The 12,142-nt window shown below is 46.1% G+C and carries 12 protein-coding genes; 5 read left to right on the top strand and 7 right to left on the bottom strand.

Annotated features, from left to right (window positions below):
- The 6 genes from mnmE to proS all read right to left on the bottom strand — a co-directional run.
- Nucleotides 1–1,400 (bottom strand): tRNA uridine-5-carboxymethylaminomethyl(34) synthesis GTPase MnmE (gene mnmE / locus QZX97_RS11425; protein WP_295654979.1); only part of this gene is annotated, 1,400 nt, incomplete at its 3' end.
- Nucleotides 1,401–1,543: 143 nt separating this feature from the next.
- A complete protein-coding gene (locus QZX97_RS11420; protein ID WP_295654977.1) occupies nt 1,544–1,921 on the bottom strand; it encodes a DUF5655 domain-containing protein in 378 nt (125 codons plus the stop codon).
- 20 nt (nt 1,922–1,941) lie between these two features.
- A complete protein-coding gene (locus QZX97_RS11415; protein WP_295654975.1) occupies nt 1,942–2,328 on the bottom strand; it encodes a hypothetical protein in 387 nt (128 codons plus the stop codon).
- A gap of 648 nt (nt 2,329–2,976) precedes the next feature.
- Nucleotides 2,977–3,783 carry a TIGR02757 family protein gene (locus QZX97_RS11410; protein ID WP_295654973.1) on the bottom strand — a complete coding sequence of 269 codons (807 nt, stop codon included), beginning with the start codon at nt 3,781–3,783 and terminating at the stop codon, nt 2,977–2,979.
- A 45-nt stretch (nt 3,784–3,828) separates the two neighbouring features.
- Nucleotides 3,829–4,968 (bottom strand): cystathionine gamma-synthase, encoded by a 1,140-nt coding sequence (locus QZX97_RS11405; RefSeq protein WP_295654971.1) that lies wholly within the window; start codon nt 4,966–4,968, stop codon nt 3,829–3,831.
- Nucleotides 4,969–5,071: 103 nt separating this feature from the next.
- On the bottom strand, nt 5,072–6,544 hold the full coding sequence (proS, locus tag QZX97_RS11400; RefSeq protein ID WP_295654969.1) for a proline--tRNA ligase: 1,473 nt from the start codon (nt 6,542–6,544) through the stop codon (nt 5,072–5,074).
- Between the two features lie 98 nt (nt 6,545–6,642).
- Here proS and QZX97_RS11395 point away from each other — a divergent pair, with 98 nt between their 5' ends.
- From QZX97_RS11395 to QZX97_RS11375, 5 genes are all read left to right on the top strand, one after another.
- A complete protein-coding gene (locus tag QZX97_RS11395; protein ID WP_295654968.1) occupies nt 6,643–7,488 on the top strand; it encodes a hypothetical protein in 846 nt (281 codons plus the stop codon).
- A gap of 90 nt (nt 7,489–7,578) precedes the next feature.
- The gene (locus QZX97_RS11390) at nt 7,579–9,099 is read left to right on the top strand and encodes a hypothetical protein (RefSeq protein ID WP_295654967.1); all 1,521 of its coding nucleotides are present in this window, start codon (nt 7,579–7,581) and stop codon (nt 9,097–9,099) included.
- A gap of 132 nt (nt 9,100–9,231) precedes the next feature.
- The gene (locus QZX97_RS11385; RefSeq protein WP_295654966.1) at nt 9,232–9,987 is read left to right on the top strand and encodes a DUF4905 domain-containing protein; all 756 of its coding nucleotides are present in this window, start codon (nt 9,232–9,234) and stop codon (nt 9,985–9,987) included.
- A 17-nt stretch (nt 9,988–10,004) separates the two neighbouring features.
- On the top strand, nt 10,005–11,000 hold the full coding sequence (locus QZX97_RS11380) for a LysM peptidoglycan-binding domain-containing protein (protein ID WP_295654965.1): 996 nt from the start codon (nt 10,005–10,007) through the stop codon (nt 10,998–11,000).
- On the top strand, nt 10,993–11,640 hold the full coding sequence (locus QZX97_RS11375; protein ID WP_295654964.1) for a uridine kinase: 648 nt from the start codon (nt 10,993–10,995) through the stop codon (nt 11,638–11,640). The genes QZX97_RS11380 and QZX97_RS11375 overlap by 8 nt, the downstream gene beginning before the upstream one ends.
- On the opposite strand, the gene QZX97_RS11370 is transcribed toward QZX97_RS11375, so the two are convergent.
- On the bottom strand, nt 11,637–12,142 hold a 506-nt coding region (locus QZX97_RS11370), incomplete at its 5' end, for a CoA-transferase (protein WP_295654963.1). The genes QZX97_RS11375 and QZX97_RS11370 overlap by 4 nt on opposite strands.

The following is a 12,142-nucleotide window of genomic DNA, read 5'->3' as shown; positions in this document are numbered from 1 at the left end:
TTTCCGATACAAAACTTTGAAAAGATATTGTCCAGCAGGTCATCTGTAGTAACCACGCCAGTAATCTCGCCAAGGTAGTGAAGGGCTTGTTTGATATCCAATGCCAAAAAATCGGAAGCAATGGGGTTATCTATGCCGTTGAGTACGCGGGTTAATGCCTCTTCTGTTTTCTGGAGGGCCTCGAGGTGGCGGATGTTGGTTACGAGGGTTTCATCGCCGGTAAGCTTGCCATGGACCGCGCTGTTGTAGATGGCTTGTTCCAATTCGGTGATGTGTTGTTTTTCCTTGGCTGATACAGTGATGAGTTTTACTTCTTCGGGCAGTGTAAAGTCTGCAGCAAGCGCACTGTTTTTTAGCAGGTCGATCTTATTGGCAACGGCCAATACCGGTAGGCCTGGGTGCAGCAATTCTTCAATATCTTGTTGCACCTCTTCGCCTGTCATGTTCTCAGCATCAAAAACATAAAGCAACAGGGCGCTTTGGCTTATTTTTTCGAGGGTTTTTTGTACGCCGATGGCTTCGATGGTATCGGTCGCTTCGCGCAATCCGGCTGTGTCAATCAAACGAAAGTTAATGCCGTTGATGTTAAGCACTTCTTCTATCGTATCGCGCGTGGTGCCGGCAATATGGCTCACAATGGCGCGTTCTTCGTTCAGTAAGGCATTTAGCAAGGTCGATTTCCCGGCATTTGGCCTTCCGGCGATGACGGTGTTTACGCCCATTTTGATGGCATTGCCCAACTCGAAGGATTGGATCAATTTGCCTATCATCTTGCTGATATCGACCACCAATTGCTTTAACTGGCCACGGTTGGCAAATTCTACATCCTCTTCTGAAAAATCGAGCTCCAACTCTATCAGCGATGCAAAAGTGACCAATTGTTCACGCAGTTGCTTCAATTCGCTGCTGTAACCGCCGCGCAATTGCTGCATAGCCACCTGCTGCGATGCTTTGGAATTGGAAGCAATCAGGTCGGCAACGGCCTCGGCCTGGCTCAGGTCGAGCTGACCGTTGACGAAGGCCCTTAAGGTAAATTCGCCGGGCTTGGCACCACGGGCGCCTTGTTTGATAAATAATTTGATGATGGACTCGATAATATACGCCGAGCCATGGCAGGATACTTCCACTACGTTTTCGCGGGTGTATGAGCTTGGCGCGATGAACAGCGACACCAGCGCTTCGTCCAGTACCACATCGTCATCCACAATACTACCGAAATGGATGGTGTGCGAGGCCTGTTTCGTCAAATCTTTCCCACGAAAAACGCTGTTCGCTATCATAATGGCATCCGGACCGGAAAGGCGGATAACCGCGATAGCCCCTATCCCATTGGCGGTGGCGAGGGCAACGATGGTATCCTCCTTTGCGATTTGCGTATTGCGATTTGCGTATTGCGACATTGGGGCAAAGGTCGGGAATTTGGCGGGATGTTCCTATAGGCGAAAAGATGCAAGAATCGAGAATCAGGAATAGAGACATTGTTAATTTTGATAGCGTAATGAAATCACTTGTGCGCTTTAGCGTTATATTTAGTTATCAGCTATCAAGAGTTATAAGCCAGCCTCATGTAATACAGCACTTCCTCATTCACGTCCTCGGGCAAAAATATCCTTAAGTGATGGTTACATTGCACATCGCCGGGTACCTGGGCTATTTTTTGGAAGCACAGGTTATCATCATATCGTTGTTTGAACGGAAATACCACATGGACAAAGTTTTTGCCTAACTGGGTGATATACACCACTCGCTTACGCGGAGTGGCAATACCTATCATGGTTTTGGCGGGGAGCACGGTAATTGGGCCCACAGCTTTCCATGCATCGATAAAATGATGGAACAGAAGGAGCGTATGGGCTGATTTCCCCGCCAAAAAGCGTTGCAGCTCCAATGCCGAACCTTCGTTTTCTGCGTCCGAAATCATACCGGCAATTTAGTAAATCTTTATCCTATGTCCCTTAGTTTACCGTCGGCAATTTGTGTGTCATTTTCTTCTTCGTGATCGTAGTTGATCAATGGTCTCAGTTTGGCTTCGGTGTGCTCATTGGTCAACATCTGCATTTCGTTATGCTGTATCCCTACCTCGCGCGAGTAGCTGTATCCCAAACGTTTGTTCTCTTCTTCGATAAAAGTGAACAGATCGCCAAGGCTGTGATATACCGCCTGCAAAAATTTAAAATTGGTTGATGTAAGGCATTGCCCGGTATCGTGCGGGCCCTTGCCCGGTTCACAAAAGTTTAGTTTGGTGATCAAGCCGTTCACCAGTTCTACCTCAAACTTGCCTTCGTTATGCCAGGTGAGGTTGTTTTTTATTTCTCTGTACGTATCCATGATGATGATTTTTAACACCTGCACACACCATAACAAGCAGGTTATTAGCTTTATACAGTTATTGCAGGCTATTTGGAATATGGCAATGCTTATGCCAAAGTTTTATGTTGTGATAAAAGGTTATCCACTTTGCCCCACAAGGGCATAGATATGTGGAAAACATCCCGATTTATTTACCAAGGGTTAATAAATATCAACCTATGGTTATTTGCATTTACAATTATTGACGGCGGTGTGGATGTTAGACTATTCGGTGGTGGATATATTTTGGTGCAGTGGTGGGTGGCTGAATGGAGGAAGTTTAATCGATTTTTCGTATTTTTGTATAAGCGAAAGGGTTGAATTTTCGGCGTTTTTTATATACCCATATTTACCCATAAAAAGGGCGACGTTGGGCTAAAATGATTGATGATAATATCGGCGAAAGTGAAATAAAAAGTTTTTTCAATACCCATAAATACCCATAGGCTGTTATGGGAGACGGGAGATGTAATCCCGATGGTTATCGGGAGGAACATGTGTTTTTTTAATACCCATAATTACCCATATGTTTCGCAAAGCGGAGTGCAAAGCGTTAAGAAAGAAAGGGGGCGTTTGAACATGCATTGTATACCCATAATTACCCATAGGCGATTTTGAGCCGGTGTGTTAAAACTTCTCCTCTATCCCTAAACCGAACAGGGCGAAGTCGTACTTAACAGGGTCGATGGGGTCAAACTCTTTCAGGCGTTCAGTTAGTTCGATTGCTGTTTGCCAGTCGGTTTGTTTGCGGGTGATGAGGCCGAGCTTGCGGGCCACACGGTCCACATGCAGGTCGCAGGGCATGATAAGTTCGGCGGGTTTGATATGGTTCCAGATACCGAAGTCGACGCCCTTGTCATCTTTTCGCACCATCCAGCGGAGGAACATATTAAGCCGCTTGCAGGTGGAACCTTGCAATGGTGAGGATACGTGTTTGCGGGTACGGGAGGGGTAGTCGGGCAGGGAGAAGAAATAGGAACGGAAGTGGTTGAGTGATGCTTCGGTTGCGGGTTGTTTGTTACGCGTTACGGGTTGTGATAAGAATGCCGATTCCAGCGACTCGTACTTTTCATAGTGATACCTGAAGAAGCTGATAAAATAAAGGGTATCGATATCGTTAAAGGTGCGGTGCTTAAACTGGAGCAGCTTTTTGAGGTCGGGCTCCTGGTGGTTCATGATGAAATCGTGGGGCGCGCCGTCCATCAGGCTGATGAGTTCTTTGCATTTATTGATGATGGTTACGCGCTGTCCCCAGGCCAGTGTTGCTGCCCAAAAGCCCATGATTTCGATATCCTGCTTTTTGGTAAAAAGGTGCGGGATGCAGATGGGGTCGTTGGGGATGAAGCCGGGCTGGTTGTATTGGATGACCTTGGCGTCGAGGAAGGCTTTGAGAGCGTATTGCGTATCGGGTATTGCGTATTGCGACGTCTTCATATGCACCTGTTTTTTATCGCATTACGCAATACGCTGTACTCAATACTAAGCCAATGCTTGTTCCAGATCCTCCAGCAAATCATCGATATCTTCTATCCCAACGCTGAGGCGCAGCAGGCTGTCGACCACACCGACCTTTTCGCGCAACTCTTTGGGTATGGAGCCGTGGGTCATGGTGGCCGGGTGGTTAATGAGCGATTCCACGCCACCTAACGATTCGGCGAGGGTAAATACTTTGAATCTGGATGATAGTTTAAAGGTATCTTCCAACGTTGCGCCCTTTACAGTGAAGGAGATCATGCCGCCAAAATCGCGCATTTGTTTTTTGGCCACCGCGTGGTTAGGATGATCTTCGAAGCCGGGCCAGTATAATTTGTCGATTTTAGGATGTTTTTTGAGGTATTCGGCTACTTTGCGGCCGTTTTCGCAATGGGCCTTCATGCGCAGGTGCAGGGTTTTGATGCCGCGCAAAACGAGGAAACTATCCTGCGGGCCGGGTGTGGCACCGGTAGCGTTGTAAATGAACCACAGTTTTTTGTACAGTTCGTCGTCGTTCATCATCAAAGCGCCCATTACTACGTCCGAATGTCCGCCAAGGTATTTGGTAGCTGAGTGCATCACGATATCGGCACCCAGGTCCATCGGGTTTTGCAGGTATGGCGATGCGAAGGTATTATCCACGCAAAGCAGGACGTTCTTTGACTTAGTAATCTTAGCAACACCTTCAATATCCACAATTTTCATGGTGGGATTGGTCGGCGTTTCTATCCAAACCAATTTGGTTTTATCGTTGATGTATGGCAGGATATTTTCGGGTGCCGACATATCGATAAAGTGGAACCTGATACCAAAGTTGGCGAATATCCTGGTGAACATGCGGTATGAGCCGCCGTACAGGTCGTCGCCGGTAATCACCTCATCGCCGGGCAGCAGCAGTTTCATCACCGCGTCGGTAGCACCTAAACCGCTCGAAAAAGCGAGGCCATGCTTGGCATTCTCCAAAGCAGCAAAGCAATCTTCCAAAGCCTTACGGGTCGGGTTTGTTCCGCGAGAGTACTCATACCCCTTGTTATCGCCCGGCGACTTTTGCGCGTAGGTGGATGTTTGGTATATGGGCGTCATCACCGCGCCGGTAGTTGGATCGGGCTCCTGCCCTGCATGTATGGCCTTGGTTGCAAATTTCATCTGTTATGCTTTTAGCACGGTCCATAGTCGATAGTCCATAGACCATAGTAAAAAAATACTGTTCATAGCCATGGACTATCGACCATTGACTATGGACTAAAAATTAATACGCTCTTGCGAACAGTACTCGTTGTATTGACGGTTTGCCCGATAGTATACAGGTTCCGGCTTCCAACTTATTATCCAACGGTATACAACGTATAGTTGCCTTTGTTTCCTGCTTGATGCGTTCCTCGGTTTCGGGTGTGCCGTCCCAGTGTGCTGATATAAAGCCCGGGGTATCATCCAGCATTTTCTTAAACTCCTCGTAGCTGTTGGCTTCGCGGGTGTTCTCGTTGCGGAAGTTTAGCGCCTTTTGATAGATGTTGGCTTGTATCTCCACCAACAGGTTATCTATCACATCAGCTAAACCAGCCTGCTGTACGGTCTCTTTGGTTTTTGTATCGCGACGGGCCAACTCAACGGTTCCGTTAGCCAAATCGCGGCCACCAATAGCAACACGCAACGGGATACCTTTCAGCTCGTACTCGGCAAATTTGAAGCCGGGGCGCTGGGTATCGCGGTTGTCATATTTTACGCGGATGTTCTTTGCTTTCAGTTCTTTGGTCAGAGCGGTTACATATTCCGATATCTGCGCCAATTCCTCATCACTGCGGAATATCGGCACGATAACTACTTGCGTAGGCGCTAATTTGGGTGGCAATACCAAACCCGCATCATCCGAGTGTGCCATGACCAGCGCGCCCATTAAACGGGTAGATACGCCCCATGATGTTGCCCAAACAAAATCGAGCTTGCCTTCTTTATTGGCAAATTTCACATCAAAAGCCTTGGCAAAGTTCTGACCCAGGAAGTGCGAAGTACCAGCTTGCAGCGCTTTACCATCCTGCATCAAAGCTTCGATGCAATAGGTATCCAATGCTCCGGCAAAACGTTCGTTGGCTGTTTTGCGTCCTTTTATCACCGGTAAGGCAAGCCAGTTCTCGGCAAAATCGGCGTAAACGTTCAGCATTTGCTCGGTTTCGGCAATAGCTTCCTCTGCGGTGGCATGGGCGGTATGGCCTTCCTGCCACAAAAATTCGGTGGTGCGTAAAAACAAACGGGTGCGCATTTCCCAGCGTACCACATTGGCCCACTGGTTGATGAGTAGTGGCAAATCGCGGTACGATTGTATCCAGCCACGGTAGGTATTCCAGATGATAGTCTCCGATGTAGGGCGAACAATAAGTTCCTCTTCCAGCTTGGCGTCTTCGTCCACAATAATGTTGCCGTTGCCATCGTTCTTTAAGCGATAATGTGTAACTACCGCGCATTCTTTGGCAAAGCCATCCACGTGGCTGGCTTCCTTCGAAAAGAATGATTTTGGAATAAAAAGCGGAAAATACGCGTTGCTATGCCCCGTATCTTTAAACATTTGATCGAGCGCTGCCTGCATTTTTTCCCAGATGGAGTAACCGTAGGGTTTGATAACCATACAACCCCTTACTGCCGAATGTTCTGCCAGGTCGGCTTTTATAACCAGATCATTAAACCATTGCGAATAATCCTCGTCTTTACTAATGATCCCTTTGCTCATAATGTGTATTGAAAATATGACTTATACGTTATTTTATTATTGACGCCAAATTTATAAATTTATACTTTATTTGAACTTTTACTTTTAACCAATTAAAAATGAAACGGAACATTACATTAGGAATACTATTTATTAGTGCTTTGGCGCTGAGTTCCTGTTCTACTCAAAATAAATTAGCCTCCACAAAAGTTGAAGACGATGTTTACTTTACCCAGGCAAAAGCCGGCGATGCGCCAGTTTATGCCAGCAACGAACCAAAAACTTATCGCGAGGATAATTACGCCACTCCTGTCGCCACAAACGACGATTATTACTATTACGATAGCTATGAAGCGCGCTTAAACCGTTTTTACGGCTATTCGCCCTATGGATCATCATATTACAGCGACATGTTTTATGGCGGGTACAATCCATTTAACCCGTATTACTCCGGCTTAAGCATTGGGCTGGGTTACGGTTACGGCGCCTTTGGCTACAACCCGTTTTATGGCTATAATCCATATTACTCTTACAGCCCATTCGGCTATTATAACCCGGTTTATGGTTATGGAGGCTCATCATATTGGGGGCCTTATTCTTATTACAACACCGTGCCATCATACACAACCTTTGCGCCTAACAGGCCTTACCGCGGTTCAGGTTTACCTGGTTCAACTGTTGGCTACACAGGTACAGGTTATACAGGCTATGGCACCGCCGGCAGTTATCCGCCACCAACAACAGCAAGGCCGGTTCGTACATCGGTAGTTGGGGGTTCCAACAACAACGGTCAGGTTGTAACCCAGCGCCCTGCACGTACCCAAACTGTACAGCCTCAACCACAATACACACCGCAACAGCAACAATATACACCACCGCCAAGTAACAATAACTCAGGTTCTTCATCCGGGGGTTCATCTTCGTCGGGCTCTTCATCCGGGGGTGGAAGACCGGTTAGGCCTTAAAATAATTACACTAACATATAAGAACCGTGTACTTCTGCGTTTATCATAATGGTACACGGTTTTTATACATCTATTAATAACACATCCTCAATGAAAATCAAATATCTGTTAATCGTATTGGCTATGGTAGCCATTACAAAAACGGGCTTTGCCCAATTTTCGCAAGACGTTCTTCGTTATTCATTATCCGAGCCCGGCGCAACAGCCCGTATTAAAGCTATAGGCAATGCCGGTACAGCAATTGGAGGCGATTTAAGCTCCGTTAGCGGTAACCCCGCAGGTATAGGGTTCTTTACCCACACCGAAGGAAGCATCACTCCGGAATTTAATTCGACAGGCGTAAATGGTACTTATCTGGGGCAATCAACCAATTCAAATAGCAACACCCTCAATTTCAACAACGCTTCGGTGGTATTTTATTCCAAACTAAATACGCCCGCCGGTACCGATAAAGGGAAAGGCTGGTTAAGTTTAAATTTCGGGGTTGGGTATAACCGATCGAGCGATTTTTATGAGAATATCAATTATCAGGGCACCAATAAAAGCAATTCGATAACCAACTATTTTGCCGACCTCGCCAATACACAAGGCGTTGACCCTAATGGCAATGGTGGCAGCCTGCAAGACTTTGCCTATAGCAACGGCTTAATAGACCTTTACTCGAGCGGTGGTTATTTGAGCAACGTGTTTAACACAGGCCACGGGGCACCAAACCAACCCGTAATCCAATCGGACAATACTATAAGGCAGGGGGGCCAAACCGAGTTTAGTTTTGCAGTTGGCGGCAACTATAGCAACAAATTATACCTGGGCGCCGGGCTGGGTGTAGCCAACATCAGGTACACCTTGTCGCAAACTTTTAATGAAATTGGCAGCGCCAATATTCTAGACCAAAACAACAACCCGGTGGTTGCAAATTTCAATTCTTCGTATTCGCAAGTCGAATCCACCAATGGTACAGGTTTTAACCTGAGGGCCGGTTTTATTTACAAACCCATTGATGAGATACGCATAGGCGGGTCTTTCACCAGCCCTACCTGGTACACCATGCAGGATGATTATGCCGAAGGTTTAACCACCGTGTACAGCGGCGGCGCAGTTGGTACTGCTGTTAGTGGACCCTCAGATTATCAAACAACCTATAGCTTCCATACCCCTTTAAGGGTAAGCGGCGGTGTTGCCGTCTTTTTAGGCCACTCGGGTTTTATTACCGGCGATATTGAATATGTGGATTACTCGTCTATCCGCACATCAACGGGCGACGGCTACCCAGCAGCCAATGTTAGTGCAGATAACCATGATATACAAACGAACTATAAATCGACCGCCAATATACACGTAGGCGGGGAGCTTAAACTGGAAAGCGACCTGTACCTGCGCGCAGGTTATGGCATACAAGGCGACCCGGTTAAAAACTACGGCACCAATATCAACACCATCAGCGGTGGTATTGGGTACAGATTTTTAGCCTATTACATCGATTTAACTTACACCAATGTTAACGGCACTCAACAAGTATCGCCTTATACCATTAATGCAGGCGGTGCACCTGTTGCCAGTTTGAACAAAACCAGCAACAATGCTTTTGTAACTTTTGGGATGAAATTTTGATTTGAGTCGGAAGTTCGAGTATATAAAAGACCCTGTTCAGACCGGACAGGGTTTTTCTTTTACAGGGTTTTTCTTTTTTAGTTAAAGAGTCGTAGTCTTCCCGCTCAAAACTAAATTGCCATATTTGCAGACATGATGTTACAGCCATTTATCAACTTAGAATTTCATGGACAAATCTGGAAATTTATTATCGATTACGATATGGATAGGCTGTTTGTTGAGACACGGAGCGCAGAAGGCCGCGAAGTAACATTTTCGTCTATTGATCTTAACAATGGTATTACCAATTTTAAAGATTTGGTTTTGCCCGAAAAATGGCTCACAGGTATAGCCGGCAGTTTCCGTGGAACACTTTTTTTACATGGTTACCAATCGGCTCAAAGCCCCGCACACAAAGGCATAACAGCAGTTGATGGTAAAACCGGCGTAACACTTTGGGCCGATTATAATAACGCTATCCATCACATCAGCATTAACGGCCCGATAGTTTATAACACGCAAATACAGCCGAAAAAACTGTTTTTGGCAGATGCCGTAACTGGAAGTATTTTAAGACCATATGATAAACTGATCGACATTGACCAGGTACCGGAGATTGGCATCCCTGATATTATTAACTATATACCCAAAGAGTTCAATTTACCCGAAGGACAACTAACAGGTAATGTCCATTATTTTGAGCACAATAGTTTTAGAATTGTATCTTTGCACCTGCTTAACAACAGCCTGCTAAAACAGGTGCTTATGATAAGCAATGGTACCGAGGTGGTATATGACGATTTATTGAACGAAGGCATACAAAAACTGCAACCGGAGTCGTTCATAGTATACCAAAACAGGCTGATCTACATTAAAAACACAACCGGATTAAAGGTTTTAAATTTATAAATGCTTTAAAATACGCCATGAATTTTAAATTTTTGCTGCTCATTTTCCCCATTTTAATATTTTCAGGTTCAGTTTTCGCGCATTGTGTGGTTGACTCTATAGGTGTTGAGAACCAAAATGGCAAAAAGGTAATACTGCACAAACTCGATCCAAAAGATAATTTTTATTCAGTGGGCCGTCGGTACCATGTCAGCCCGCAGGCTATTATCGATTTTAACAAAGGCGCCAAAATGGATATCGGAGAAGTGATAAAAGTTCCGACCAATCTGCCTTTTACCGATCAGCCTGTTGCCAAAACAAATCCGGCTGCTATATACAAACCTGCGGTGCAACCGCCAACCACTACTTATCAGCCTGTACAAAAACCGGTCAATAAACCGCAAACACAAATACCCGTTTCCGAAACCACTGCTTCAACCACGCAATACAAGGTATCGGCAGGCGAAACATTGTATGGCATTTCAAAAAGGTTTAATACTACAGTGGATGACATTACCAGCTTAAACGGCCTGAAATCGACCACGGTAACCCCCGGGCAAATTTTGTTGGTTAGGTCAATGCCACCTTCAGCCGAATCTCAAAAACCTGTTGAAAAACCCGTCCAGGCACCTGTTATACAACAACCAATAGTTCAACAGCCTATTGTTGCAAAACGCGACTCGACTGCGGTTGCCTATACTGATAGTATGGACAGTTCGGGCAGGCACGTACCTGTTAACCGTTATGGCCTGTCGGAAAAAGACGAAAGAGGCGTTGCCGTTTGGACAGATGACCCCGACCTGAACTCCAACAAACAGATTATACTGCACCGCACAGCCCCTATAGGCACCGTAATAAAGATAACCAACCCAATGACCAACCGTACCACCTTTGCCAGGGTTGTTGGGCGCATAAACGATACCGAAAGCACAAAAGACGCGATAGTAGTGATGACAAAAAGTGTGGCCGATGCCCTTGGTGCCTTAGACAAACGCTTTCATGTTACCCTAAGCTATGGCACGCCAAATGAGTAAACCTTTTATCATGGGTATTGCCGGTGGCAGCGGCTCGGGCAAAACCTTTTTTTTAAAGTGCTTTTTAAAACATTTTAAAGCCGAAGAGGTGTGCCTGGTATCGCAGGATGATTACTACAAACCCGTTGCCGACCATATGACGCCCGAGGAAAACAGGCTTTATAACTTCGACTTGCCCCATACCATTGATAATGATCTTTTCTTGCACGATATCAACAAACTAATTGAAGGCAAAAGCTTTACCAAGAAGGAATACACTTTTGGCAACCCCAATGCCAAACCAAAAATGCTGGAGATAAAGCCTGCCCCGATCATTATAGTTGAGGGGCTTTTTATTATGCACTTTCGTGAGATTGCCGACCTGCTCGACCTGAAAATATTTGTTGATGCCGAGGAAGACGTTGCCCTGAAACGACGCCTGCACCGCGATTTGGTTGAACGTGGCTATTCGAGCGATGACGTGATGTATAAATGGATTAACCACGTAGTGCCTGCCTACAAGGATTATTTGCTCCCTTTTAAAACTGAGTGCCATAAGGTGGTCATCAACAATACTGAAGTACCCGATGATATCATCGCGGTCACAGAAGAGATCAGTAAAGAGTTAAGGGAGTTATTGGATAGCCGAGCCAACAATTAAATTACCATCTCCGGCACATCGCCATCAATTACCAATTTACCGGCGGTTGCCGCTATAATATCTTCCACACTCACACCCGGCGCGCGTTCCAGTAGTTTAAAACCACCTTCGGGCAACACATCCAAAACAGCCAACTCGGTAACTATTTTTTTTACGCAGCGTACCCCGGTGAGCGGCAAGGTACAATACGGTAAAAGTTTCGATTCGCCCGCTTTGTTAACGTGCTGCATGGCTACAATGATGTTATCGGCACTGGCCACCAGGTCCATGGCACCACCCATGCCTTTTACCATTTTACCGGGGATTTTCCAGTTGGCAATGTCGCCGTTTTCGGATACTTCCATCGCACCAAGAATAGTAAGATTAACCTTTTTAGCGCGTATCATGCCAAAACTCATCGCCGAATCGAACACGGCCGAACCGGGCAGCATGGTAATGGTTTGTTTGCCCGCGTTAATGGTATCGGGGTCTTCTTCACCTTCAAAAGGGAACGGGCCCATGC

The sequence above is a fragment of the uncultured Mucilaginibacter sp. genome, from assembly GCF_903893715.1.
Taxonomy (GTDB): Bacteria; Bacteroidota; Bacteroidia; order Sphingobacteriales; family Sphingobacteriaceae; genus Mucilaginibacter.
The sequence above is the reverse complement of the archived record's forward strand: the minus strand, read 5'-3'. Positions and strand labels throughout refer to the sequence as shown.

What these genes read in the sequence shown, in the direction of transcription:
- QZX97_RS11420 (WP_295654977.1), bottom strand. Translation starts at nt 1,921, where the DNA reads ATGATTTCGGACGCAGAAAACGAAGGTTCGGCATTGGAGCTGCAACGC.
- QZX97_RS11415 (WP_295654975.1), bottom strand. Translation starts at nt 2,328, where the DNA reads ATGGATACGTACAGAGAAATAAAAAACAACCTCACCTGGCATAACGAA.
- QZX97_RS11410 (WP_295654973.1), bottom strand. Translation starts at nt 3,783, where the DNA reads ATGAAGACGTCGCAATACGCAATACCCGATACGCAATACGCTCTCAAA.
- QZX97_RS11405 (WP_295654971.1), bottom strand. Translation starts at nt 4,968, where the DNA reads ATGAAATTTGCAACCAAGGCCATACATGCAGGGCAGGAGCCCGATCCA.
- proS (WP_295654969.1), bottom strand. Translation starts at nt 6,544, where the DNA reads ATGAGCAAAGGGATCATTAGTAAAGACGAGGATTATTCGCAATGGTTT.
- QZX97_RS11395 (WP_295654968.1), top strand. Translation starts at nt 6,643, where the DNA reads ATGAAACGGAACATTACATTAGGAATACTATTTATTAGTGCTTTGGCG.
- QZX97_RS11390 (WP_295654967.1), top strand. Translation starts at nt 7,579, where the DNA reads ATGAAAATCAAATATCTGTTAATCGTATTGGCTATGGTAGCCATTACA.
- QZX97_RS11385 (WP_295654966.1), top strand. Translation starts at nt 9,232, where the DNA reads ATGATGTTACAGCCATTTATCAACTTAGAATTTCATGGACAAATCTGG.
- QZX97_RS11380 (WP_295654965.1), top strand. Translation starts at nt 10,005, where the DNA reads ATGAATTTTAAATTTTTGCTGCTCATTTTCCCCATTTTAATATTTTCA.
- QZX97_RS11375 (WP_295654964.1), top strand. Translation starts at nt 10,993, where the DNA reads ATGAGTAAACCTTTTATCATGGGTATTGCCGGTGGCAGCGGCTCGGGC.